Genomic DNA, 24,949 nt, shown 5'->3' on the forward strand with positions numbered 1-24,949 from the left:
CCCCGCCGGTCACGCCGAGCCCCGGACCCCCAGCCGCAGCACCTCGGCCCGCTCGGGGGCGGGCGCCGGGGCGCCGTCCAGCGCCGCGGCGACGGCGGTGGCGATGGCCCGGGCCTGCACTCCTGCGTCCTGGGCGACGGTGGTCAGCGCCGGGTCGCTCAGCCGTGCGGCGGGGACGTCGTCGACCCCGATCACCGCGACGTCGCCCGGTACCGACAGCCCGCAGCCGCGCACGCCGGCGACGACCGCGAGCGCCACCTCGTCGTTGTAGGCGGCCACCGCGGTGACCCCCGCGCTCCGCCAGGCGCGGACGGCGGCGGTGGCCGAAGCGACGTCCAGGTCGACGTCCTGCACCACCGGCGCGGCCAGCCCGCGGCGCGCGCACTCGGCGCGGACCCCGCTGAGCCGCCGCTCGGCGAAGTCGGCGAGCCGGGGCTCGACGGGTGCGGCCCAGCCGAGGTGGACGTGCCCGGTGTCGGCCAGGTGCCGCACCTGCAGCTGTCCGACCCGGGTCTGCGGGACGGCGAAGACCGCGCGCGGGTCCTCGTCGAGGGAGGTGTTGAGCACCTGGATCCCGGCCCGGCGCATGGCGTCGGCGTCCTCCGCCCCGAACTCGGTGAAGCCGACGACGGCGCGCGGGGTGACCGCCCGCCAGAGCTCCGCCAGCGGGCGAGGCCCCCGGCCGTGGTGCACCAGCACCGACAGCTGCCGGTCGGCCAGCTCCCGGGTCAGCTCGTCGAGGACGGTGTCGAGGACCGGCCCCACCGTCCAGTTCGGCAGCACGCAGAGCACCAGGTCGCTGCGGCCGCTGCGCAGCGTCCGGGCAGCGGCCGAGGGGGAGTAGCCGAGCCGGGCCGCCGCGGCCAGCACCCGTTCCCGGGTGTCGGCGGAGATCATCGCGCCGTGCTTGTCGTTGAGCACGTAGCTCACCGTCGTCCGGCTGACGCCGCTCTCCAGGGCGACGTCGGCGCTGGTGACCCGTGGCACGTCTCTCCTCCCGCCCGCTGTGGTGCCGTGATCGTGCCGCACCGGTCGCGCGCGGAGGAGCATCGCGCCCGCGACGACGACGCCCGTCCCGGTCGGTGGACCGGGACGGGCGTCGTGGGTCAGGGGCCGGCCGGTGGGCGACGGCATCCGCCCACCGGCCCGGAGTCACGTGCCGGCGCGGGAGAAGCGCTTCAGGCTGTCCAGCGCGATGGCGATGATGATCACCACGCCCTTGATGATCAGCTGGTAGAAGAAGGGCACGTCCAGCAGGATCAGGCCGTTCGACAGCACCCCGATGATCACTGCACCGACCAGCGTGCCGAGGATCCGGCCGCGGCCACCCGCCAGGGAGGTGCCGCCGAGCACGACCGCGGCGATGGCGTCGAGCTCGTAGCCCTGGCCGGCGGTCGGCTGAGCGGACAGCACCCGGGCGGAGAAGATGAGGCCGGCGACCCCGGCGGCCGCCCCGGCGAGCATGTAGGCCGACAGCAGCACCCGCTTGACGTTGATCCCCGCCAGCCGGGCCGCCTCCATGTTGCCGCCGACGGCGTAGACGTGGCGGCCGAACCGGGTCCGCTCCAGCAGGAACCAGAAGATCGCGTAGACGACGACCATCACGACCACCGGCTGCGGGATGCCGGCCACGCTGCCGTTGCCGATACCGCGGAAACCCAGGTCGCTGGCGACCAGCGGCTGGCCGTCCAGCAGCGAGTAGGCCAGTCCGCGGAGGTACGTCATCGAGCCCAGGGTCACGATGAACGCGGGCAGGGCGAGCCAGGCGACGAACGCGCCGTTGAGCGCGCCGGCGACGGCACCGATGAGGATGCCGCCGAGCAGCGCCAGCGGCGTGGGCACCCCGTCGACCGCGAGCAGGACGCTGCCCACCCCGGCCACCGCGAGGATCGACCCCACGGACAGGTCGATGCCCGCGGTCAGGATGACCACGGTGAGCCCGGCGGCCAGGATCGCGTTGATCGAGACCGACCGCGCCACGTTGATGGCGTTGTCGACCGAGAGGAAGTTCGGCGCGAGGGCGGCCATCAGCGCGATGAGGATGAGCAGCACCAGGAAGATGCCGACCCGGTCCCACCAGTGGGCGATGACGGACCCGCGCCGGACCGCCGCAGGCTCGGGCTTCGTGTCCGGGAGGGGGTTGTCCGGGGTGGTGTCGGTGATCGGGTTCATCGGGCAGTCCCAGCGGTCTCGTTCGTGGTGGCGCCGTCGTCGTAGACGCCGGTGGCGTGTTGCATGACGCTCTCCTCGTCCGCCGTGCGGGCGTCGAGGGTGGCGACGATCCGGCCGTTGCGCATGACCAGCAGCTCGTCGCTGATCCCCAGGGCCTCCGGGAGGTCCGAGGAGATGACCAGCACGGCTGCCCCGGTCCCGGCGATCTCGTTGATCAGGCGGTAGATCTCGCTCTTGGCGCCGATGTCCACCCCGCGGGTGGGCTCGTCGAGGATCAGCAGCTTGGGCTTCTGCAGCAGCAGCCGCCCGAGCACGAGCTTCTGCTGGTTCCCGCCGGACAGTGCCCGCGACTCGAGCTTCAGCGCGTTGGACCGCACCTTGAGCTGGTCCATCACGCCGCGCACGGCCGTGAGCAGCGACCCGTTCCGGACGACGCCGGCGCTGCTGTGGTCCGGCAGCGTCGACATGCCGATGTTGTCCTTGACCGACAGGTCCAGGAACAGCGCCTGGTCCTTGCGACTCTCCGGCAGCAGCCCCACCCCGGCCTTGATGCCGTCGATGGGGTTGCGCACCTCCAGCGGCTGGCCGTCCAGGGTCACGGCCCCCCCGGTGCGGCGGTCGGCGCCGTAGATCAGCCGCGCCACCTCGGTCCGTCCGGCACCGATCAGGCCCACCATCCCGACGACCTGGCCGCCGCGCACGTCGAAGCTGACCGGTCCGATGTCGCCGGGCCCGGTGAGGTCCCGGACGGTGAGGCGGACCTCCCCGGACTGGTGGGCGTTGCGCACGTAGAGGTCGTCGATGTCGCGGCCGACCATCATCTTCACGATGTCGCCGGGCCCGACCTGCTCGGGCCCGCTCGCCCGCATGTCCCGGGTGCCGATGAGCTGGCCGTCGCGGAACACGGTGACCCGGTCGGCGAGCTCCCAGACCTCCTCCATGCGGTGGCTGATGTAGACCAGCCCCATGCCGCGCGAGCGCATCGACCGGATGAGCTCGAACAGCTGCTGGCTCTCGGTGCGGGACAACGCGGCCGTCGGCTCGTCGAGCACCAGCACCGTGGCGTTCTCAGCCACGGCGCGGGCGATCTCGACCATCTGCTGCATCCCGACGCTGAGCCGGCCGATCGGCCGGTTCGGGTCGATGTCCGCGCCGACCCGGGCCAGCTTCTCCCGGGCCTGCGCGACCATCGTCCTGCGGTCCAGCATCCCGAAGCGCAGCGGCTCGTTCCCGGTGGCCAGGTTCTCGGCCACCGTCATCTCCGGGATGGTGTTGAGCTCCTGGTGGATGATCGCCACCCCGACGACCATGGCGTCGCGGGGCGAGGCCATGGTCACCGGGGAGCCGGAGATCCTGATGGAGCCGGTGTCCGGCTGGTAGTTGCCCGAGATGATCTTCATCAGCGTCGACTTGCCGGCGCCGTTCTCGCCCATCAGGGCGTGCACCTCGCCCGCCCGGACGTCGAAGCTCACGTCCGACAGGGCGAGGGTGGCGCCGAAGCGCTTGCTGATCCCCTCCACCTCGAGCAGCGGAGTCGTTGACTCACTCACGAGAGTTCCTCCCACCAGCCGGTCGCGCCGTCACCAGCCTTCGTAGGAGCTCACGTTGTCCTTGGTGACGAGCGACGGCTCGAGCAGGGTGACCCGCTCGGCCGGGGCGTCTCCGGCGACGATGTCCTTGCCGACCTCGAGGGCCTCCAGCGCCATGCCGCCCGGGTCCTGCGCGGCGCTGGCGACGAAGTTCGACGCCGGGTCCTCCAGCGCGTTCACGGCCTCGGGGGAGCCGTCGACGCCGACGATCGTCACGCCGCTGCGGCCGGCCTGGGCCACGGCCAGGTCGGCACCGAGCGCCTCGGGGTCGTTGATCGCGAAGATCCCCTGGACGTCCTGGTTCGCGGTGAGCATGTCGGTGGTCAGGGCGAGCCCGCTGGCGCGGTCGTTGTTGCCGGCCTGGCGGGCCACCACGGTGATCCCGGGGTTCTCGGCGAGGACCTCCTCGCAGCCCTTCACCCGGTCCTGCGGAGCCGTCGTCGGGGTGCCCTCGATCATGAAGATGTTCCCTTGGCCCCCGAGGGCGTCCACCAGTGCCTGGCAGGACTGCCGGCCGGCCTCCACGTTGTCGGTCGTGACGGCGGCGGCGGCACCCTCGGCGTCCACGTCGACGGCGACGACCGTGATGCCCGCGGCCTCGGCCCGGGCGACCGCGGAGGCGATCCCGGAGCTGTCGACGGCGTTGAGCAGGATCAGGTCCATCCCCTGCTGGATGAAGGCGTCGATCTGGTCGTTCTGCGCGGCGAGGTCCTGGCGCCCGTCCTGCACGTTGAGGTCGAAGCCCTGCTCCTCGGCAGCCGCCTCCATGCTGTCCTGCATCGAGGCGAAGAACGGGTTGGAGATGTCCTGGAGCATCAGCCCGACCTTCTCCACCTCGCCGTCGCCACCGCCGCCGCCGCCCGTGCTGGTGTCTCCGTTGCTGCAGCCGCTGAGTGCCACTGCGCCCAGGATGATCAGGGCGGTGGACGTGGTCCGGGCCCGAGAGATCGACTTCATCGTCTGTTCCTCCGTTGGATCGTGCTCGAGTCGTGCACCGTAGGACGGTCCCGCCGTCCGGTGGACGGAGGGGACCGTGGACGGGCCGCCGGTGAAAGATAGCTTCGCTCACGACGCCCGCGAGGAGGGTGATGTCCGGTGTCGCCGACGGGAGGGGGCGGCTGCCGGGTGATCCCCGTCCGGGCGTCAGCGCGCCTGCCCGGTACGGGTCCCGTCACCTCCCGCCCATCGAGGAGCCTGCATGTCCCTCTCGCCGATCTCGCTACCCGGCAACCGACCACCGGACCGGTTCTACGCAGGCGGTGAACGGATCGCCGCGTTCCGTGGCGTGCCGTGGACCGGCGGCAACCTGCCGGAGGACTGGATCGGTGCCACCAACACCCTGCACGGGGAGGAAGAGCTCGGGCTCTCGGTCCTGCCCGACGGGCGCGTGCTGCGCGATGCGGTCCAGGCCGACCCCGTGGCCTGGCTGGGGGCGGCGCACGTGGCGCGCTTCGGCACCGACACGAAGCTGCTGACGAAGCTGCTCGACGCCGGCCAGCGGCTGCCCGTGCACGTCCACCCGGACACGGCGTTCGCCGCCCAGCACCTCGGGCGGGCCCACGGCAAGACCGAGGCGTGGGTGGTCCTCCGCGGGGGCAGCGTGCACCTCGGCTTCGCCCGGGCCCTGCCGCGCGCGGAGGTGCACCGGCTGGTGCGGGAGCAGGACGTCGAGCCGCTCCTCGCGGCGATGCACCGGATCGAGGTCGCCCCGGGCGACGCCGTCCTGGTGCCCGCCCGGATGCCCCATGCGATCGGCGAGGGCGTCTTCCTCGTCGAGGTCCAGGAGCCCGAGGACCTCTCCATCCTGATGGAGTGGCGCGGGTTCGCCATCGACGGCGAGCGCGACGGTCACCTGGGGCTGGGCTTCGACCTCGCGCTGGAGGCCGCCGACCTGACCGCTTGTTCCACCGAGCAGGTCGGTCGGCTCGTGCGGCGAGCCGAGGGCAGCGGCTCGGTCCTGCCCGGGCAGGCGGCGGAGTTCTTCCGGATCGACCGGATCGCTGCCGGCGCGGTGCTGGACCCCGGGTTCGGCGTCGTCGTCGTGACCGGCGGGGCTGGCCGGCTGCGGGCCAGCAGCGGGGCACAGACGATGCCGGTCAGCGCGGGACAGACGGTCCTGGTGCCGCACGAGGCCGGGGAACTGGTCCTGGAGGCCGACGGCGGTGACGTCGAGGCGCTGTGGTGCCGGCCGCCGGCTGCGGGCTGACCGGCCGGCCGGGTCGGTCGCTGGCGCCGCTCCCCTGCGGCGTCAGCGCGAGCAGGTCCATCACGATCGCCTCCTGGCTGCCGCGGGCGATCACCGCCGCTCGGACAGCTGGGCGGACAACAGGGGTCGGGGGTCGCCATGCCGCGGGTGCGGCCCGGCTCAGTCGTTGGGCAGCGCCGGGACTCGGGTCACCGCGGCGGGCGTCCCCGATCCGTCGCGGAGCCGGAACGCGGGCAGCGTGCGGTGCACCAACGGGCCGATGCCGAGCGCGTACAGCACGGTGCCGACGCCGACGTTGCCCCCGAGCGCCCAGCCGGTGGCCAGGACGCCGACCTCGATCGTCGTGCGGACGACCCGCAGCGACATCCCGCGCGCGGCCAGGCCGGTGCTGAGCCCGTCGCGGGGGCCGGCGCCGAGGCCCGCACCGATGTACGCGCCGGTGGCGATCCCGTTGAGGAGGATGCCGACCAGCAGCAGCGGCACCCGGACCGACAGGGTGGTCGGTGCGGGGACCAGGGCCAGCGTGGCGTCGAGGGCGACGCCGAGCACCAGCACGTTGCCGACGGTCCCGACGCCCGGCCGGAGCCGCAGCGGGACCCAGGCCAGCAGGACCAGCGCGCCGACGAGGATGGTCCAGGTGCCGATGGACAGGCCGAAGCTGCGGGACAGCCCCTGGTGCAGCACGGCCCACGGCATCTGCCCGAGTCCGGCCTGCAGCATCAATCCGGAGCTGAAGCCGTAGAGCAGCAGCCCGGCGAGCAGGAGCACCGCGCGGGTGGGGCGACGGTCGAGGGGCATCGGGTCGATCAGGAGCATGCCCTCACCCAAACCGAGCTTGGCCTTGTCCGAACAGGGCCAAGTGGCCGACGATGGCCCGGTGCGCACCGACCGGCTGGCCGACCTCCTGGCACCCTGGCTGGACGGCGGCCGGGCCTACGCCGGTGTGGCCGCCGGGATCCGCGGCCTCGCGCTCGACGGCCGGCTGTCGGTGGGCGCCCGGGTGCCGTCGGAACGGCAGCTGGCCCAGGCGCTGGGCCTGAGCCGCACCACCGTCACCGCCGCCTACGACGTGCTGCGTGGTGAGGGCTACCTGTACAGCGCGGCAGGCGCCGGGAGCCGGGTGACCCTGCCGTCGTCCGCGCCGGTCCGCCCGGACGCCGACCCGGGGGAGCCGGCCGTCGTCCGGGACCTCACCATCGCGGCGGCCCCGGCACCCGCCCAGCTGCTCGACGCCGTCGCCGGGGCCACCGCCGACCTGCGCCCGCTGCTGGCCGGCCACGGCCTGCACCCCTACGGCCTCCCGGCGTTGCGCACCGCGATCGCCGGGCACCTGACCCGTCGCGGCCTGGCCACCGAACCGGAGCAGGTGCTGGTCACCAACGGGGCACTGGCGGGCTGGGACCTGCTGCTGCGCACCGTCACCCGGCCCGGGCAGCGGGCACTGGTCGAACAGCCCACCTACCCGGCGGCGCTGGACTGCCTCGCGGCCCACCACCTGCGGCCGGTCGCGCTGCCGGTGGGCGCCGACGGCTGGGAGCTGCCGGGCGCCGCAGCCGACGTCGCGCTGGTGACCCCGGACGGGCAGAACCCGACCGGCCTGCTCGCCGACGACGGCCAGCGCCGGGCGATGCTGTCCGCCCTCGACGCCCCGGTGGTCGCCACGGACGAGACGTTCGCCGAGCTGGTGCTCGACGGCGCCCGGCCCACCGCGCTCGCCGCGCTCGACCGCCGGGTCGTGACCCTCGGCTCGATGAGCAAGGCGTACTGGTCGGGGCTGCGGGTGGGCTGGGTGCGGGCGGACCCGACGCTGCTGGCCCGGCTGGCCCAGGCGCGCGGCACGGTCGACCTCAGCAGCCCGGTGCTGGAGCAGCTGGTCGCCGCCCGGCTGCTCGCCGTCGCCGACGACGTGCTCGCCGACCGGGTCGCCTGGCTGACTGCCGCCCGGGACGGGCTGCTCGCCGCACTCGCCGCCCGACTGCCGGACTGGCGCGTCGAGCGGCCGCGGGCCGGCTCGGTGCTCTGGGCGCAGCTGCCGGGGGAGAGCTCCACCCGGCTCGCCGCGCACGCCCTCGACCTGGGCCTGCGGGTGACCCCGGGGCCGCGGTTCACCGTCGACGGCACCGCCGACCGGTGGCTCCGGCTGCCGCTGAGCGTGCCGCCGGAGCAGGCCGACGAGGTGGCCGCCGTGCTGCAGGCGGCCTGGGCGCGCACGGCGAGCGGGGCGAACAGCCGCCGCACGCCGTCCCGCTGGACCGCGTGAGACCCGGCTCAGCGTGGATCAGGTGACCTGATCAGACGCTGTCCGCCCGCAGCAACGCTGGTGCGGGGGGACAGCTGGTGGTGCAGGGGGACGGCGGCGGCTCAGAGCAGCTTGAGGGTGAGCGCCTGTCGGCCCTCCTCGGAGCGGGCGGTGGCCATCCGCTCGGCGCTCGGGGTGCCGTACTCCGTCGTCCGCTGACGGGCGGGCCGGCCGATCGCGGCGGCCATCGCCTCCAGCTCGGCGATGGTCTTCAGCGACCCGTTGCCCGAGCCGGCCATCCGGCTGATCGTCTCCTCCATCAGCGTGCCGCCCAGGTCGTTGGCGCCGCCGTCGAGCATCGCCTGGGTACCGGTGTCGCCGAGCTTCACCCACGAGGTCTGGATGTTGTCGATCCGTCCGTGCAGCAGCAGCCGGGCCACGGCGTGCACCGCCCGGTTCTCCCGGTTCGTCGGCCCCGGGCGGGCCACCCCGGCCAGGTAGATCGGCGCGTTGTGGTGCACGAAGGGCAACAGCACGAACTCGCGGAAGCCGCCGGTCCGGTCCTGGAGCGCAGCCAGGGTCCGCAGGTGCGCGACCCAGTGGGCGGGGGTGTCGACGTGGCCGTACATCATCGTCGAAGTCGTCGGCAGGCCCACGGTGTGCGCCGTCTCGACGATCTCCAGCCAGGTCGCCGTCGGCAGCTTGCCCTTGGTGAGCACCCAGCGGACGTCGTCGTCCAGGATCTCCGCCGCGGTGCCGGGGAGGGAGTCGACGCCGGCCTCCTTCGCCGCGGTGAGGAAGTCGCGGAACGACAGCCCGGTGCGGGCGGCGCCGTTCACCACCTCCATCGGCGAGAACGCGTGCAGGTGGATGTCGGGACGGCGGGCCTTCACCTCCCGGGCCAGGTCGAAGTAGGCGGTGCCGGGCAGGTCGGGGTGGATGCCGCCCTGCATGCAGATCTCGGTGGCCCCGCCGGCCCAGGCCTCGTCGACCCGGTCGCCGACCTGCTGCATCGACAGGGTGAAGGCGTCGGCGTCGGTGCGCCGCTGGGCGAACGCGCAGAACCGGCAGCCGGTGTAGCAGACGTTGGTGAAGTTGACGTTCCGGTTCACCACGTAGGTGACGTCGTCGCCGTTGACGTCCCGGCGGACCGCGTCGGCCAGCGCGCACAGGTGCTCGAGGTCGGTGCCGTCGGCGCCGAGCAGGGTCAGGTACTCGGCGTCGGAGAGCCCGGCCGGGTCCTGCTCGGCGTGCAGCAGCGCGGCCAGCACCTCCCGGTCGCCGACGGTCAGCGCGGTCGACGAGCCGTCGCGGGCGGCGACGGTGGCCTCGCGCAGCTCAGACCAGTCGCCGTAGACGGCGTCGAAGTCGCTGCGCCGGTCGCCGGTGCGGCCCACGGTGTCGATCTCGGTGTGCAGGTCGACCCGGCCGGAGGAGGTCCATGCCTCGTCCGGCTCCTGCCACGGCAGGCCCACCGGGAGCCGGCCCTCCACCGCCAGGCCGTCGGCGCCGGCGAGGGCGGAGACGTGCGGGCGCACCCGCGGGTCCAGCCACGGCTCGGGCTGGGTCACGTAGCCGGGCTGGGCGGCCAGCCGCTCGCGCAGCGTGAACCCGGCCTCGGCGCTCAGCGCGGCGAGCTTGTCGATGTTCGGCCACGGCCGCTCGGGGTTGACGTGGTCGGGGGTGAGCGGCGAGACCCCGCCCCAGTCGTCGACGCCGGCACGCAGCAGCAGGCCCAGCTCGGTGGAGTCGCTGAGGTTCGGCGGTGCCTGCACCCGGGCGGCCGGGCCCAGCATCAGCCGGCTGACCGCGACCGCGGCCACGTACTCCTGCAGGTCCAGGTCGTCGTGGGCGGCCATCGCGGTGCGCGGCTTGGCCCGGAAGTTCTGCACGATGACCTCTTGCACGTGCTGGTGCCGCCGCGCCGAGGCGCGGATCTCGGCGATCGCGTCGACCCGCTCGGCGTAGTTCTCCCCGATGCCCAGCAGCACGCCGGTGGTGAACGGGACGGCGGAACGGCCGGCGTCCTCCAGCACCCGCAGCCGGACGGCGGGCTCCTTGTCCGGGCTGCCGAAGTGCGGGCCGCCCTTCTCCGACCAGAGCCGGGTCGCCGTCGTCTCCAGCATCATCCCCATCGAGGCGGCGACCGGCTTGAGCCGCTGGATCTCCTCCCACGACAGCACGCCGGGGTTCAGGTGGGGGAGCAGCCCGGTCTCCTCCAGCACCCGGATCGCCATCGCCCGCAGGTAGCCCAGCGTCGAGTCGAAGCCGTGCGCCTCCAGCCATTCGGCGGCGACCGGCCAGCGCTCCTCCGGACGGTCGCCCAGGGTGAACAGCGCCTCCTTGCACCCCAGCGCGGCCCCGGCCCGGGCGACGTCGAGCACCTCGTCCGGCGACAGGAACGGCGCCTTGCCCTGCGCGCGGAGCTGGCCGGGCGTGGTCACGAACGTGCAGTAGTGGCACCGGTCGCGGCACAGGTGGGTGAGCGGGATGAACACCTTGCGGCTGTAGGTGACGACCCCCGGGCGGCCGGCCGAGGCGAGCCCGGCGTTCCGCACCCGGGAGGCCGCGGTCAGCAGCCGGTCCAGCGGTTCCCCCTCGCCCAGCCCGCGGGCGTGCAGCAGGGTCTCGGCCTCGGTGGCGTCCAGCGTCACCCCGCGCTCGGCGCGCACCAGGGCACGGCGGAGGGCAGAGGGCGACGGGGCGGGGAGTGACTGGCTCATCTCCGCTCCGACGCTATCCCCGTGGGCTGACACCCGCGCCCCCCAGCCCCCGGCCCGGCCACCCCCGTGACCACCACAATGGCCATTTCGGTGGTCACGGGGGTCAGGCGAGGGCGGTGACGGCGATGTCGGTGGCGCGGGCGATGAGTGCGTCGGAGTACTCGGCGTCCGCCTCGTCCCGGCTGGAGAGCACCGCGAGCACGATCGGGGCGCCGTCCGGTGGCCAGACCACGGCGATGTCGTTGCGGGTGCCGTGGCCGCCGCCCCCGGACTTGTCCGCGACCTGCCAGTCCGCCGGCACGCCGGCCCGGACGAGGGTGCCGCCGGTCGCGTTGTCCCGCATCCACCCGGTGAGCAGGTCGCGGTCGGCCGGGTCGAGGGCGTCCCCCAGCAGCACGGCCTGCAGGTCGGTGGCCAGGGCGCGGGGCGTGCTCGTGTCCCGCACGTCACCGGGGACGGCGGTGTTCAGCGCGGTCTCGGTCCGGTCCACCGACGTCACGTCGTCGCCGAGGTCGCGCAGCGCCTGCTCCAGGCCTGCCGGACCGCCGAGCCGGTCGAACAGCAGGTTCGCCGCGGTGTTGTCGCTGTGCTGCACCGCCGCCGCGGCCAGCTCGCGCAGCGGCAGGCCCGCGCCGACGTGTGCCTCGGTCACGGGGGAGTGGGTCACCAGGTCCTCGGCGGTGTAGGTGACGACCTGGTCGAGCTCGGCGTCGGTGGTCCGGTCCAGCACCGCGGCGGCCGACAGCGCCTTGTGCGTGGAGGCGTAGCCGAACCGCTCGTCGGCGCGGTGCGCGACGACCTGCCCGGACCCGGTGTCGACCGCGTAGAGCCCCAGCCGGGCGTCGAACTCGCCCTCCAGTGCCGTCAGCGCCTCCCCGACCGCCGGGTCGGGGGTGGCAGGGAGGCTGCTCGACGACGGGGCGGACGACGAGGACGACGGCGCCGCCACCGGACCTGGACCGCCCGAGCAGCCCGCGAGCGCCAGCAGCACCGTCAGCGCCACGGCCGCCCGCTGAGCACGCACCGGGAGACCCCGGTCAGCGCACGGTGGCCGCATCACGGCCGCCGCAGGGGTGCACCGACACCGTCGGCCCAGCGGCCGCGCAGTCGCACCAGCGGGTCGCCGTCCCCGAGCACCGGGACGCCCTCCACCGTCAGCAGCACCACGACGTGGCTGCCGGCCTCGACCACCGAGGCGACCGTGCAGTCCAGCGCCGCCAGCGCGCCGTCCAGCACGATCGCGTCGCTGACCGGGGCGCGGTGCCAGGGCACCGACTCCAGCAGGTGCCGGGCGCTGGGCCGCCCCGCCGAGGCGAACCGGCTGGCCAGGATCGCCTGGTCGGTGCTCAGCACGTTCACCGCGCCGCTGCCGATGCCCTGCAGCACCTCGGCCGGGTACCCGTCGGCGGCCAGCCCGAGGGCGATGAGCGGCGGGTCCGCGGAGACGCTCATCACCGAGGTGACCGTCGTCCCGACGTCGTCGATGTCGTCGCGCACCGTCAACAGCACGACCCCCGCGGCGTACTGGCGCAGGGCGGCGGCGTGGTCGGCGGGATCGACAGGCACGGGGGTCAGTCGACCACAATGCCGAGGTGACCACTGCGGAGCAGACGTACGACGTCATCGTCCTGGGTGCCGGATCGACAGGGGAGAACGTCGCCGACATCGCCACCCGCGGCGGGCTGAGCACGGTGCTGGTGGAGAGCGAGCTGGTGGGCGGCGAGTGCTCGTACTGGGCGTGCATGCCCAGCAAGGCGCTGCTGCGGGGCAGCGAGGCGCTGGCCCAGGCCCGCGCCGTGTCCGGCGCCGCGGCCGCGGTCACCGGCGAGCAGGACGTCGCCGCCACCCTCGACCGCCGGGACGGCTTCACCAGCCACTGGGACGACGCCGGCCAGGCGCAGTGGGTCGACAGCGCCGGGATCACCCTGGTGCGCGGGCACGGGCGGCTGGCGGGGGAGAAGCGGGTCGTCGTGGCCCAGGACGACGGCACGGAGCTGGTGCTGCTCGCCCGGCACGCCGTCGCCGTCTGCACCGGGTCCCGCGGCGCCGTCCCGCCGGTCGAGGGCCTGGCCGACGTGCAGCCGTGGACCCCGCGCGAGGCGACCAGCGCGAAGGAGGCGCCGGGCCGGCTGCTGGTGCTCGGTGGCGGCTACGTCGGCAGCGAGATGGCCACCGCCTGGCAGCAGCTGGGCTCCTCGGTGACCCTGCTGCAGCGGGGGAGCCGGCTGCTGCCGGCCCTGGAGCCGGCCGCCGGCGAGGCGGTCGAGGCGTCCTTGCGGGAGATGGGGGTCGACGTCCGGCTGGGCAGCGAGGTGCGCTCGGCGCGCCGGGAGGACGGCGGCGACGTGGTGCTCACGACCGCCGACGGGGAGTTCCGCGGCGACGAGGTGCTGGTCGCCACCGGCCGCGCCGCCAACACCGACGAGATCGGGCTGGACACGGTCGGCCTGGAGCCGAGCCGGTACCTGGACGTCGACGAGTCGCTGCAGGTGCCCGGCGTCCCGTGGCTCTACGGCGTCGGCGACGTCAACGGCCGCCAGCAGCTGACCCACATGGGCAAGTACCAGGCGCGCCAGGCCGGCGCCGCGATCGTCGCCCGGGCGCGCGACGAGCAGGTCGACCTGGCCGACTGGTCGCCGTTCGTCGCCACGGCCGACCGGCGGGCGACGCCGAGCGTGGTGTTCACCGACCCGCAGGTCGCCGCGGTCGGGCTGACCGCCGCCCAGGCCGCCGACGCCGGTGTCCCGCACCGGGTCGTGGAGTACCCGATCGGCAGCATCGCCGGCGCCTCGCTCTTCGCCGACGGCTACGCCGGGACGGCGATCGCCGTGGTGGACACCGAGCGCGAGGTGCTGCTCGGGGTCACGTTCGTCGGCTCCGGGGTGGCCGAGCTGCTGCACTCGGCGACGATCGCGGTGGTCGGCGAGGTGCCGATCAGCCGGCTCTGGCACGCCGTCCCGTCCTACCCGACGATCAGCGAGATCTGGCTGCGCCTGCTCGAGACCTACCGGGGCTGACGGGTGCACGACGGGAGCCGGATCGGCCTCGTGCTGCACCCGCACCGCGACTGCGTGGGCGCGGTGGCCCAGGTGCTGGCCTGGACCACGACGCACGGGGTGGAGCTGGTCGCCGCGGCAGCGGACGTCGAGCGGCTGCAGCTGCGCGGCGTGACGCCGGTGGACGTCGCCGAGCTGGCCAGCAGCTGCGACGGGATCATCGCCCTCGGCGGTGACGGCACGCTGCTCGGCGCGATGCGGATGGTGGTCGCCGACCCCGTCCCGGTGCTGGGCGTCAACTTCGGCCGGCTGGGCTTCCTCACCGAGGTCGAGGGTCAGGAGCTGGACGGTGCGCTCACCGCGCTGGCCGAGGGCCGCTCGACGCTGGAGTCGCGCAGCTGCCTGGTGGTGCGGGGGCCGGGCTGGGAGACCGTGGCCTTCAACGACGTCGTCCTGGCCCGGGTGCCGGGGGAGGGCATGGTCGACGCGACCCTGTCGGTGGCCGGCCGCCGTTACGGCCACTACCGGAGCGACGCGCTGATCATCGCCACCCCCATGGGGTCGACGGCCTACAACTTCGCCGCCGGCGGTCCGGTGATGTCCCCCGGGGCCGCGGGCGTGCTCGTCACCCCGTCGGCGCCGCTGAACGGCATCGACCGCACCGTGGTGCTCGGACCACACGAGCCGCTGCACCTGGCGCTGCCCGAGACCGCCGGGCACCCGGCCGTGGAGGTGGACGGCCTGGTGGTCGGTCGTCTGGGGCCGGGGGACGAGCTGCACGTCGAGGCCCGCGCGGACGCCGGGCTGCTGGTGCGGCTGGACGACTGGCTGGCCGCCGACCGCAGCCGGGTCAAGCTCTCGCTGCTGGACCTCCCGCTGTTGCCGGAGGAGCTGATGGAGCTGGTGCCCGAGGAGCTGCGCCGACGGACACCGGGCGGAGTGCCGGCCCCGGGCACCGGCCCGGCGCGCGCCCCGCAGGGCGCCCGCGGGCCCGGCGACGAGGTCGGCTGAGCCGGCCGGCGGCAACGGGGCGACGCCGGGGCCGGCCGGACCCCGTCACCCTGGCGCCCGGTGGGCCGTGGTGCAGTAGGGGACGTGCAACCGGGCAGTGATCGTCGGACGTGGCAGCGGTACATCGCGCTGGGGGACTCCTTCACCGAGGGCCTCAGCGACCCCGAGCCCGGGACGCCGGACTCCTTCCGGGGCTGGGCCGACCGGCTCGCCGAGCACCTCGCCGCAGCCTCGCCGTCGGGCACCGTCGAGTACGCGAACCTCGCCGTCCGCGGGCGGCTGCTGGCGCAGGTGCTGACCGAGCAGGTGCCGGTCGCGCTCGCCTCCGGACCCGACCTGGTGAGCCTGGTCGCCGGTGGCAACGACCTGCTGCGCCCGGGCGCCGACCCCGACCAGTTGGCCGCGGACCTGGAGTCCGCCGTCGCCTCCCTCCGCGCGGCCGGAGCCGACGTGCTGCTGGCCACCGGCGTGGACCCACGGCAGACACCGATCATCCGCCGCACCCGGGGCCGGGTCGCGGTCTTCAACACCCACCTGTGGTCGATCGCCGCCCGGCAGGGCGCCGTCGTGCTGGACCAGTGGGGCGCCTCCTGGGTCCAGGACGCGCGGATGTGGGACCCGGGCGACCGGATCCACCTGACGCCCGAGGGGCACCGACGGACGGCGTTGGCCGCCGCGGCCGCGCTGGGCGTCCCGGTGGCCGGCGACGACACGGACTGGCGCACCCCGCTGGACCCGGCGCCGCCGCTGCCGGTGCGGGAGGTGGTCGGTCAGGAACTCGCCTGGGTGCGCGGGTTCGTCCTGCCCTGGATCGGCCGCCGGTTGCGCGGTGAGTCCTCGGGCGACGGGCGGGCGGCCAAGCGACCCGCCGCGCTCCCGTTGCGCGCCGGCGTCGTCCCCGTGCCGGACTCCTGATCCGGGGGACGGACCCCTGACCCGGGGGACGGACGCGCAGGTCCGTTCCCCGGGTCAGCTGCGGCCGACCTCCGGCAGGTCGCCGGTGTCCAGGCCCAGCCGCTGCTGGAAGGACTCCAGCCACGGGCGCAGCCCGGAGAGGTCGGTCGGGTCGGCGGTCAGCGCCCGCAGGTCGCCCAGCTCCGCGGGCTCCCGCGGCCCGGGGACGCCCGGGGCGTCGGGGGCACCGTTGGCGGCCAGCAGCGCACGCAGTTCCAGGAGCGCGCTGGAGGGCCGGAAGACGCCCGGGTCGAAGGAGTCGCCCTGCGGTGACCCCGCCTCGGGCACCGCGTCGCGCACCGGGGCGTCGGCCGACGGCGTGGACGGGGGCTCCGACGTGGTCCCCGGGAGCTCGAAGGAGTCGAGCTGGGGGACGGCGGCGCTGCCCACGGCCGGGCCGGGCCCGTCGAGGTCCTGCTCGGCGAGCGCGGCACCCAGGTCGAACCCGGGTCCGGGCTCGTCGTCGTCCGATCCGGACCACTCCGGCTGAGGCCCGGCGGCGGAGCTGTCACCGGCTGCCGGGGCCGGGTCGGGCGTCGGGTGCACCGGCGGGTCGTCGAGGTCACCGAGCCGCGGGGGCGCCGGGTACTCGCCGAGCTCGCGGGCCGGCAGCGGGGCGGGCCGGCCGAAGGCGTAGCCCTGGGCCATCGCGCAGCCGTGCTCGCGCAGCCAGCGGGCCTGCTCGCCGTCCTCGATGCCCTCGGCGATCACCTGCAGGCCCATGCCCTGACCGAGCTGGAGCAGGCCCTGCACCAGGGCCGCGGTGGCCGGCTGGGCGACGATGTCGGCGACGAAGGAGCGGTCGATCTTCAGGGTGTGGATGGGCAGCCGGTGCAGCGCGGTGATCGCGGAGTAGCCGGTGCCGAAGTCGTCCAGCGCCAGGGTCACGCCCGTCTCGGTCACCGTGTCGACGGCGTGCAGCGTCGCGTCCGCGGCGAACAGCGCGGTCGACTCGGTGATCTCCAGCTCCAGCCGGTCCGGCGCCAGCCCCGACTCGGCCAGGGCGTCGGCGACGAGCTCGCTGAAGCCCGGCTCGGCCAGGTGCCGGGCGGAGATGTTCACGTGCACCCGGAGGGAGGGGTCCCAGCCGGCGGCGTCCCAGCAGGCCTGGTGCAGCACCCAGGCACCCAGCCGGGAGGTGAGCCGGTTGTCCTCGGCGGCGGACAGGAACGCGCCGGGGGGCAGCAGCCCACGGGTCGGGTGCTGCCAGCGGATGAGCGCCTCGTAGCCCAGCAGGTGCTCGTCGGACAGCGCGACGATCGGTTGGTAGAACAGCCGCAGCTCGCCGGCCTCCAGCGCGTGCCGGAGGTCGGTCTCCAGCTGCAGCTGGTCGACGTAGCCCTCGCCGAGCGCCTCGTCGTGCACCTCGATCCGGCCGCGGCCGCCGCTGGCCTTGGCCCGGGCGAGCGCGCTGTGTGCCTGCCGCAGCAGGGCCTCGGGGGCGAGGTCGGACCCCAGTGTCATGCCGACGCTGGCCGACAGGGTCACCTCGCGGTCGAGCACGTGGAAGGGCTCGTCGAGCACGCCGAGCAGGCGGTCGGCCAGGGTGTGCAGCCCTTCGACGTCCTCGACGTCCTCGGCGAGGACGAGGAACTCGTCGGCCCCGAAGCGCACGGCGGTGTCCTCCACCCGGGTGCTCCAGCGCAGCCGGTCGGCGACCTGGCAGAGCAGCTGGTCGCCGCCCTCGTGCCCCAGGGAGTCGTTCACGGCGGTGAAGCGGTCCAGGTCCAGGTGCAGCAGCCCGACCAGCGTCCCGCGCCGGCCGGACGCGGCCAGGGCGCGCTGCAGCCGCTCGGTGAGGGCCCGCCGGTTGGGCAGCCCGGTCAGCGGGTCGGTGAAGGTGCGCCGGACCAGGTCGTCCTCGACCCGGCGGCGGTCGGTCACGTCGACCAGGGTGAGCAGCACGAACTGCGGCTCGCCGTTGCTGTGGTGGACGAGCTCCTGGGTCTGCATCGCCCAGATGCTGCTGCCGTCCGCGCGGCGCAGCCGGCGCTCGCCGACGACCTGCAGCTGGGGGTCCAGCAGTGGGGTGCCGGGCACGTGCTCAGCGGCGCGGTCCTCGAGGGGGACGTCGTCGGGGTGGGTGAGCAGGTCCAGGTGCCGGCCGACGAGCTCGCCGGAGGTCCGGCCGGTCAGCTCGCACATCGCCGGGTTGACGACGAGCAGCCGGCCGTCCGGGTCGACGACGGCCTTGGCGACGGGCGCGGACAGGAAGAGGGCACGGAAGAGCTGGCCGCGGTCGGCCAGCAGCACATCGGCCGCGCTCAGTCGTCGCCCGGCAGCGCCGGCGGGCCCGGGGGCGCCTGGCGACTCGGGGGCGGGGGTGGTCACCCGGACAGCCTGGACCATGGCCCGCCCCCAGCCGGGGAACCTGCGCGGGACGATTGTGTTCGTGCCGTCACTTTCCGTGACTGGTTGACCTCAGTCGTCCCGCCGGTCCGCTGCGACACACCGACCCCGCCCGCGGCCCGTCACTCGGCGATGGTGACCTCCCGGGAGAAGGCGACGTAGCCGGCGAAGTCCTTGCCGACCCGGTCGACCGCGGACGGCTTGAGGTCGGGGTAGCTCCAGGCGCCGTCCTTGCGGGTGCCCTCCGGCGTGACCACGTCGAAGTACTGGGCCGGTCCCTTCCACGGGCAGGTGTAGGCCGTCGGGCTCTCGGTGAGCGTGCCGGCCGTGACGGCCGACGGCGGGAAGTACCAGTTGCCCTCGATGCGGACGAGCTCGGACTCGGGTGCCTCGGCGATGACGGTGTCCTCGACGGTCGCGCGCATGTGCCTGCTCCTCGGTTCGCTGTGGCTCTGGACACATCCGGCAACGCACGCACCGCTCCCGGTCATCCCACCCTGGCTCCCGGGAACACCCCCGGCCCCGCCGACGCTCGCCGCAGTGCAGACGACGAGAGGTGAGTGCAGTGGACAAGCGGATCGGTTTCCTGTCCTTCGGGCACTGGCAGCCCATCCCCGGCTCGCAGGTGCGGACCGGGCGGGACGCACTGGTGCAGAGCGTCGAGCTGGCAGTGGCCGCCGAGGAGCTGGGCCTCGACGGCGCCCACGTGCGGGTGCACCACTTCGCCCGGCAGCTCGCCTCGCCCTTCCCGCTGCTGACCGCCATGGGCATGCGCACCAGCCGGATCGAGCTGGGCACCGGCGTCATCGACATGCGGTACGAGAACCCGCTGTACATGGCCGAGGAGGCTGCGGCCGCCGACCTGCTCATCGGTGAGCGGCTGCAGCTGGGCATCAGCCGCGGCTCACCGGAGACGGCCCTGCGTGGTTCGGAGGCCTTCGGCTACGTGCCGCCGGCGGGCAGCAGCGACGCCGACCTCGCCCGGGAGAAGACGGCGCTGTTCCTGAACGCGATCAGCGGGGCCACCGTCGTGGACGCTGATCCGCGGATGACCGGCGGGGCGTCCGCGCGGCTCGCCGTCCAGCCGCAGTCGCCGGGGCTGCGGCAGCGGATCTGGTGGGGGTCTGGTACCCGGCAGACCGCGGTGTGGACCGCGCAGCAGGGGATGAACCTGATGAGCTCCACCCTGCTGTCCGAGGACACCGGGGTGCCCTTCGACCAGCTGCAGGCCGAGCAGATCGCGCTCTACCGCGCGGCCTGGGCCGAAGCCGGCTGGGCGCACGAACCGCGGGTCTCGGTCAGCCGCAGCGTGCTGCCGATCACCAGCGACCTCGACCGGCAGTACTTCGGCTCGGGTCAGGGCGGCGACGACCAGGTCGGCATCCTGGACGGCGTGCGGGCCCGATTCGGCAAGAGCTACGTCGGCGAGCCCGACCAGCTGGCCGAGGAGCTGGCCAAGGACGCCGCCGTCCGGGACGCCGACACCCTGCTGCTGACCGTGCCCAACATGCTGGGCGTGGAGTACAACGCCCACCTGCTGGAGACGGTGGCCCGGCACGTCGCCCCGGCCATCGGCTGGGTCGCCCGGTCGGATCGCCCCGCCGGCTGACGGCCGACGGTCAGCTGCGCGGCGCCACTCCCGTGCGGGCCGGCTCCGCAGCGACGGCGAAGAGCTGCGGTTGGTGTCCCTCCCGGCACCGATCAGGGCGATCTGGTCCCGTGCCCGTGACCTCGCCACGGGGCCGCCCTGGAGGCCTGCTCACTCCTCGCCGGTCAGCGCCTCCTCGGCCAGTTCCTCCGGCACCGGGACGCCGGTGAGCTCGAGCAGACGCCGCACGGTCTCCTCGACGAAGAGGTCCTCCGGCTCGTCGTCCTCGTCGTCCGGCGCCAGGAGGGCGGCCACGTCCTGTGGGTCCACCTCGCGCCCGGTCGCCAGCAGCGCCCAGTGGGCGAGCCCGTGGGCCTCGGCGTCGTTGTCCACCGGAGCGCTCGCCGTGGGGTCCTCGAAGTAGACCCTGGGCTGGAAGCCGAGGTAGCACCGGCCACCGGCGTCCCCGGTCGGCCGGTAGTCGATGGTCGCGATGTCGCTGTCGTGGACGTCGACGACCAGGTACGGCTCGCGACGGGCGTCCGGGGTGGTCCAGGCGCCGTCGCTGTAGGTGAACGTCCCGAAGAGCCCCATGGCGGGGCAGGCTATCGACCGACGTATCGACCAGCGGGCGCGCTACGACGGGCCGGCCCAGCCGGTGCGGTCGGAGGCTCTCGGCGGCCGAACCCGCTCGCTCGCGGCCGGGCGCCGCGAGCAACCGGCGGCTGAACGGTGAGAAGACTCTCTCGGCATCCTCGGGCGTGCCTCGCGCCGACCCCGCAGGCTGTGACCGCCCTGTGACATCAGCCGCGCAACAGACGGGTCGCCCACGCGCCCCCGTCGGCGAGATGTCCGAACCCCTCAACGCGATTGGAGCCCTCGTGCGCCCGTCCCGCATCGTGCTGGCAGCGCTGGTCGCGCTGCTCGCCACCGCCACCGCCACGCCTGCTGCCGCGGCCCCGACCGGCGGATCAGGCGGCCCGCTCACCGACCGCACGTTCCAGACGTTCACCGGTGCCGGGTACACCGCCCAGCACCACGTGTACGCGGCCGGGATCGACCCTTCCCAGCCGGTCGGGCTGCTCGTCTACGCCGACGGCACCGGCGAGTACGGGTTCGAGAACCCGTCGGCCAGCTACTCACTGGGTGGGGTCAACGGGGTCGTCGCCGTGGCGAAGCGGCACAACATGGTCCTGCTGGTGCCCTCCAGCCCCAACCGCGCCTGTCAGTGCTGGGAGCGGGGCGACCCGACCGGGTACGCCGACCACCTCGCCGCGCTGATCGACTCGGTCCACGGCCAGTACGACATCGACCGGGACCGCGTGTGGCTGGGCGGGTACAGCACCGGCGCGCAGCTGATGACCCGGTTCCTGTTCCCCCGGCACTCGGAGCTCTTGACCGGCGGCGGGACCATCGTGATCGGCGGGGGCGGCGCACCCGCGGTCGCTGCGGACGCGTTCCCCGCGTCGCTCAAGGCCAACGTGCACATGCACTGGGACACCGGCGAGCTGGACACCGACACGAACGGGTCCGCGCCTGGCGGCCTGAACTCGCTGAACGGTCCCTATGGGGCCAAGGTCGGCGAGGCCTGGTACGCCGACCGCGGTTTCCAGACGTCGCACGAGCACCCGGCCGGAGTCGGCCACGCCCGCAACGGTCAGTTCGGGACGATCATCGAGGGGGTCCTCAACCGGTACGCCACCCCGAGCGCCGGTTCCGAGCCCGCGGCCGGCCCGCAGCCGTGGGAGCACACCGTCACCCCGAGCCGCATCGGCGTGACCGTGTCCGCGTACGTCCCCCCGAACACGACGCGGACCACCCTCCGGGTCTCCGCCGCACCGTTCGGCTCGCAGACCGGCTTCTACACCTACCGCACGACCAGCAACGACGTCGTCCCACTGTCCATCACCCGCAGCCTTGCCCCGGACAGGTCCTACCACTACCAGCTGGAGACCGGGACGGACCGGACGGTGGTCGCCTCGGGCACCTTCCGGACGCTTCCCTGACACGGGCGCCGAGACGCCCTGCGCAGGCTGACCGTCCGGCCCGGCCCGTGCCGGGTCCCCCGGGCCTCGCCGCTCCCTGACGACGGCGGTGATCCGGGGTTGGCACCGCGGGACGCCGGGCATGTCGGCCGTGCGTACACCCGACGTCGGCCCTGGCCGATCGACCACGAGGAGAACGATGACCAGCATCTCCCTGCCCGCACGCCGCAACCGGTGGCGCTCCGCCGCCGCCGGTGTCGCCATCGCCGCTGCGTCGTTCACCATGACCGCCTGCGGTGGTGACGAGGAGGGCGGCGAGGACACCGGCGTGGTCGAGGACGGCGGCACGGTCGACGAGGAGGAAGAGGACGACGACTAGGAGTCGTCCGGTCGCGACGACCGAGTCGGTCGGCGGGGTGCGCGGTCTGCGCCCCGCCGACCGACCGCGTTCAGCCGGCTGATCGGGCCAGCCGGCGCCTGCGTACAACCGGGACGAGGGAGCCAGTGGCGCGCCCGGCAGGGATCGAACCTGCGACCAAGTGCTTAGAAGGCACCTGCTCTATCCACTGAGCTACGGGCGCTTGCGGCCAGATCATCGCATCGGCTGCGGGCGCCCGGTCGGGAACCCGGGGCGCTGCGCGCCGTAGCGGTGTGCCCCGACGGGACGGCGCCGGTCGTCCACAGCGAGCGGGCGTGTCCACAGTCGACCCGAGCTCCTGTCCCGCCGGGTCCGCGCGCTGGACGGTGGTCCCAGCCCGGCAGGTCGCCGGGGACAGCACCCTGAGGAGCACCGTGAACGACACCCCTCTGCACGTCGTCGGCAACGTGGTCGACGTCCCGCGCCAGAACCGCACCAGCAACGGGTCGGTGACCAACTTCCGGATGGCGTCCACGTCCCGCCGCTGGGACGAGGAGACCAAGGGCTTCGTCGACGGCGCCACGCTCTGGATCGACGTGGCCTGCTGGAACGAGCTGGGTGGCAACGTCGCCCGCAGCGTCACCAAGGGCGACCCGGTCGTCGTCGTCGGCAACCTGTCGACCGAGTCCTGGGAGAGCGAGGCCGGGCGGCGCAGCGCCAACCGGATCAAGGCCACCGCGGTCGGGTTGAACCTGGCCCGTGGGTGGTCGGACTTCACCCGGCCGGCTCGCGTCGACCGGTCTGCCGCCCTCGCGGCCCCGCCGACGCCGAGCGAGGAGACGGCGCCGAGCGAGGAGACGCAACCGGGCGAGGAGCTCTACCGGCAGCGGTCCACGGACTACATCGGAGGGGAGGAGACGTTGGACGAGACGGACTCCGAGGTCACGTCCGAGGAGCCGGCGGTCCCGGCGCTGACGTGAGCCTCCCCGGCTGGGAGGATCGGAGCTGAGAACGCAGGGGGCGGGGCCGGTGCCCGCCGAGCACGGCCGCCCCGCCCCGCCCCCACTCGCGACCTGACGGAAGGCTCCCACTCAGTGGCCCAGTACATCTACTCGATGGTCCGTGCGCGCAAGGCGCACGGCGACAAGGTGATCCTCGACGACGTGACGCTGGCGTTCCTGCCCGGCGCGAAGATCGGTGTCGTCGGCCCCAACGGTGCCGGCAAGTCGACCGTCCTGAAGATCATGGCCGGCATGGAGACCGCCTCCAACGGGGACACCGTGCTGGCTCCCGGCGCCTCGGTCGGCATCCTGGAGCAGGAGCCGCCGCTGAACGAGGACCTCGACGTCCGCGGCAACGTCGAGGAGGCGGTGAAGGACCTGCGCGCGGCGCTCACCCGCTTCGAGGAGGTCAGTGCCGCCATGGGTGAGCCCGACGCCGACTTCGACACGCTGATGGCCGAGCAGGGCGAGCTCATGGAGGTCATCGAGAACGCCGACGGCTGGGAGCTCGACAACCGCATCGAGCAGGCGATGGACGCGCTTCGCTGCCCGCCTGGGGACGCCGACGTGCGGGTGCTCTCCGGTGGTGAGCGTCGCCGGGTGGCGCTGTGCAAGCTGCTGTTGGAGGCCCCCGACCTGCTGCTGCTGGACGAGCCCACCAACCACCTGGACGCGGAGAGCGTCGCGTGGCTGGAGCAGCACCTGGAGAAGTACGCCGGCACCGTCGTCGCCGTCACCCACGACCGGTACTTCCTGGACAACGTCGCCCAGTGGATCCTCGAGCTCGACCGCGGCCGGGCCTACCCCTACGAGGGCAACTACTCCACCTACCTGGAGACCAAGGCCACCCGGCTCAAGGTCGAGGGCGCCAAGGACGCCAAGCGCGCCAAGCGGCTGAAGGACGAGCTGGAGTGGGTGCGCTCGGGTGCCAAGGCCCGCCAGGCCAAGAGCAAGGCCCGACTGGCCCGGTACGAGGAGATGGCCACCGAGGCGGACAAGTTCCGCAAGCTGGACTTCGAGGAGATCCAGATCCCGCCGGGTCCGCGGCTGGGCAACGTGGTCGTCGAGACGGACAAGCTCACCAAGGGCTTCGGTGACCGGGTCCTCATCGACGGGCTGTCGTTCACGCTGCCGCGCAACGGCATCGTGGGCGTCGTCGGGCCCAACGGCGTCGGCAAGACCACCCTGTTCAAGATGCTCGTCGGCGAGGACAAGCCCGACGACGGCGAGATCAAGATGGGCGAGACGGTCAAGGTCGCCTACGTGGCGCAGGACCGCAGCGGCATCGACCCGGCGAAGAGCCTGTGGGAGGTGGTCTCCGACGGCCTGGACCACATCAAGGTCGGCAACGTGGAGATGCCGTCCCGTGCCTACGTCTCGGCGTTCGGTTTCAAGGGCCCGGACCAGCAGAAGAAGGCCGGCGTGCTCTCCGGCGGTGAGCGCAACCGGCTGAACCTGGCCCTGACGCTCAAGCAGGGCGGCAACCTGCTGCTGCTCGACGAGCCCACCAACGACCTGGACACCGAGACGCTGACCAGCCTGGAGGGCGCGCTCCTGGAGTTCCCCGGCTGCGCCGTGGTCGTCAGCCACGACCGGTGGTTCCTCGACCGGGTGGCGACGCACATCCTGGCCTACGAGGGCGACTCGAAGTGGTTCTGGTTCGAGGGCAACTTCGACGACTACGAGAAGAACAAGGTCGAGCGGCTCGGCCCGGACGCCGCCCGCCCGCACCGCGCCACCTACCGGAAGCTCACGCGGGACTGAGCATGGACCCCTTG

At 73.9% G+C, this 24,949-nt stretch carries 21 protein-coding genes and 1 tRNA gene; 10 read left to right on the forward strand and 12 right to left on the reverse strand.

The features are described 5' to 3' along the window. Positions 1-9: 9 nt before the first annotated feature. From IN07_RS13630 to IN07_RS13645, 4 genes are all read right to left on the reverse strand, one after another. Entirely contained in the window at positions 10-987 is a 978-nt protein-coding gene (locus IN07_RS13630) for a LacI family DNA-binding transcriptional regulator (protein ID WP_036336469.1), read from the reverse strand. Positions 988-1,152: 165 nt separating this feature from the next. After that, entirely contained in the window at positions 1,153-2,172 is a 1,020-nt protein-coding gene (locus IN07_RS13635) for an ABC transporter permease subunit (RefSeq protein ID WP_036336470.1), read from the reverse strand. Further along, positions 2,169-3,722 carry a sugar ABC transporter ATP-binding protein gene (locus IN07_RS13640; RefSeq protein WP_036336471.1) on the reverse strand — a complete coding sequence of 518 codons (1,554 nt, stop codon included), beginning with the start codon at positions 3,720-3,722 and terminating at the stop codon, positions 2,169-2,171. The genes IN07_RS13635 and IN07_RS13640 overlap by 4 nt, the downstream gene beginning before the upstream one ends. A 30-nt stretch (positions 3,723-3,752) precedes the next feature. Beyond that, entirely contained in the window at positions 3,753-4,718 is a 966-nt protein-coding gene (locus IN07_RS13645) for an ABC transporter substrate-binding protein (RefSeq protein ID WP_052091253.1), read from the reverse strand. Positions 4,719-4,959: 241 nt separating this feature from the next. Between IN07_RS13645 and IN07_RS13650 the strand changes: the two genes are divergently transcribed. Next, a complete protein-coding gene (locus tag IN07_RS13650; protein ID WP_036336472.1) occupies positions 4,960-5,967 on the forward strand; it encodes a class I mannose-6-phosphate isomerase in 1,008 nt (335 codons plus the stop codon). Between the two features lie 159 nt (positions 5,968-6,126). Here IN07_RS13650 and yczE read toward each other — a convergent pair whose 3' ends face one another. Continuing rightward, positions 6,127-6,783: a membrane protein YczE gene (gene yczE / locus IN07_RS13655; protein WP_036336473.1), complete on the reverse strand. Its 657-nt coding sequence runs from the start codon at positions 6,781-6,783 to the stop codon at positions 6,127-6,129. A gap of 61 nt (positions 6,784-6,844) precedes the next feature. Between yczE and IN07_RS13660 the strand changes: the two genes are divergently transcribed. After that, a complete protein-coding gene (locus IN07_RS13660; protein ID WP_036336474.1) occupies positions 6,845-8,227 on the forward strand; it encodes an aminotransferase-like domain-containing protein in 1,383 nt (460 codons plus the stop codon). A 101-nt stretch (positions 8,228-8,328) separates the two neighbouring features. Here the strand turns inward: IN07_RS13660 and IN07_RS13665 are convergent, their stop codons facing one another. The 3 genes from IN07_RS13665 to IN07_RS13675 all read right to left on the reverse strand — a co-directional run bounded on the left by IN07_RS13665 (position 8,329) and on the right by IN07_RS13675 (position 12,495). After that, positions 8,329-10,929, reverse strand: a complete 2,601-nt coding sequence (locus IN07_RS13665; protein WP_036336475.1) for a bifunctional FO biosynthesis protein CofGH — start codon at positions 10,927-10,929, stop codon at positions 8,329-8,331. Between the two features lie 103 nt (positions 10,930-11,032). Next, positions 11,033-11,986, reverse strand: coding sequence for a class A beta-lactamase (gene bla, locus IN07_RS13670; protein WP_036336476.1), 954 nt, complete (start codon positions 11,984-11,986; stop codon positions 11,033-11,035). After that, the gene (locus IN07_RS13675; RefSeq protein WP_052091254.1) at positions 11,986-12,495 is read right to left on the reverse strand and encodes a flavin reductase family protein; all 510 of its coding nucleotides are present in this window, start codon (positions 12,493-12,495) and stop codon (positions 11,986-11,988) included. Before IN07_RS13675 ends, bla begins: the two co-directional genes overlap by 1 nt. A gap of 26 nt (positions 12,496-12,521) precedes the next feature. Between IN07_RS13675 and IN07_RS13680 the strand changes: the two genes are divergently transcribed. The 3 genes from IN07_RS13680 (at position 12,522) to IN07_RS13690 (ending at position 15,851) form a co-directional block, all read left to right on the forward strand. Then, a complete protein-coding gene (locus IN07_RS13680; RefSeq protein WP_036336477.1) occupies positions 12,522-13,946 on the forward strand; it encodes a dihydrolipoyl dehydrogenase family protein in 1,425 nt (474 codons plus the stop codon). 3 nt (positions 13,947-13,949) lie between these two features. Further along, positions 13,950-14,936, forward strand: a complete 987-nt coding sequence (locus IN07_RS13685; RefSeq protein ID WP_064972416.1) for an NAD(+)/NADH kinase — start codon at positions 13,950-13,952, stop codon at positions 14,934-14,936. A gap of 84 nt (positions 14,937-15,020) precedes the next feature. Beyond that, positions 15,021-15,851, forward strand: a complete 831-nt coding sequence (locus IN07_RS13690) for an SGNH/GDSL hydrolase family protein (RefSeq protein WP_036336478.1) — start codon at positions 15,021-15,023, stop codon at positions 15,849-15,851. Between the two features lie 54 nt (positions 15,852-15,905). Here IN07_RS13690 and IN07_RS13695 read toward each other — a convergent pair whose 3' ends face one another. Beyond that, positions 15,906-18,221 (reverse strand): EAL domain-containing protein, encoded by a 2,316-nt coding sequence (locus IN07_RS13695; RefSeq protein ID WP_036336494.1) that lies wholly within the window; start codon positions 18,219-18,221, stop codon positions 15,906-15,908. A 140-nt stretch (positions 18,222-18,361) separates the two neighbouring features. Next, complete coding sequence (locus IN07_RS13700; protein ID WP_036336479.1) at positions 18,362-18,664, reverse strand: DUF427 domain-containing protein; 303 nt, start codon at positions 18,662-18,664, stop codon at positions 18,362-18,364. A gap of 131 nt (positions 18,665-18,795) precedes the next feature. On the opposite strand from IN07_RS13700, the gene IN07_RS13705 reads away from it, so the two are divergent. Further along, positions 18,796-19,848: an LLM class flavin-dependent oxidoreductase gene (locus tag IN07_RS13705; RefSeq protein ID WP_231558357.1), complete on the forward strand. Its 1,053-nt coding sequence runs from the start codon at positions 18,796-18,798 to the stop codon at positions 19,846-19,848. A 150-nt stretch (positions 19,849-19,998) separates the two neighbouring features. Here the strand turns inward: IN07_RS13705 and IN07_RS13710 are convergent, their stop codons facing one another. Then, positions 19,999-20,421, reverse strand: coding sequence for a hypothetical protein (locus tag IN07_RS13710; protein ID WP_036336481.1), 423 nt, complete (start codon positions 20,419-20,421; stop codon positions 19,999-20,001). 254 nt (positions 20,422-20,675) lie between these two features. On the opposite strand from IN07_RS13710, the gene IN07_RS13715 reads away from it, so the two are divergent. Both IN07_RS13715 and IN07_RS13720 read left to right on the forward strand, forming a co-directional pair. Beyond that, positions 20,676-21,833: a hypothetical protein gene (locus IN07_RS13715; protein WP_156119187.1), complete on the forward strand. Its 1,158-nt coding sequence runs from the start codon at positions 20,676-20,678 to the stop codon at positions 21,831-21,833. Between the two features lie 178 nt (positions 21,834-22,011). Then, positions 22,012-22,191: a hypothetical protein gene (locus IN07_RS13720; RefSeq protein ID WP_036336483.1), complete on the forward strand. Its 180-nt coding sequence runs from the start codon at positions 22,012-22,014 to the stop codon at positions 22,189-22,191. A 126-nt stretch (positions 22,192-22,317) separates the two neighbouring features. Here the strand turns inward: IN07_RS13720 and IN07_RS13725 are convergent. Further along, positions 22,318-22,393, reverse strand: a tRNA-Arg gene (locus tag IN07_RS13725). A gap of 211 nt (positions 22,394-22,604) precedes the next feature. On the opposite strand from IN07_RS13725, the gene IN07_RS13730 reads away from it, so the two are divergent. Together IN07_RS13730 and ettA are read left to right on the forward strand one after the other, a co-directional pair. Beyond that, positions 22,605-23,150: a single-stranded DNA-binding protein gene (locus tag IN07_RS13730; RefSeq protein ID WP_036336484.1), complete on the forward strand. Its 546-nt coding sequence runs from the start codon at positions 22,605-22,607 to the stop codon at positions 23,148-23,150. A gap of 114 nt (positions 23,151-23,264) precedes the next feature. Then, positions 23,265-24,935, forward strand: a complete 1,671-nt coding sequence (ettA, locus tag IN07_RS13735; RefSeq protein WP_036336485.1) for an energy-dependent translational throttle protein EttA — start codon at positions 23,265-23,267, stop codon at positions 24,933-24,935. The last annotated feature ends 14 nt before the right edge of the window (positions 24,936-24,949 follow it).

This window comes from Modestobacter caceresii (assembly GCF_000761485.1).
Classification (GTDB): Bacteria; Actinomycetota; Actinomycetes; order Mycobacteriales; family Geodermatophilaceae; genus Modestobacter; species Modestobacter caceresii.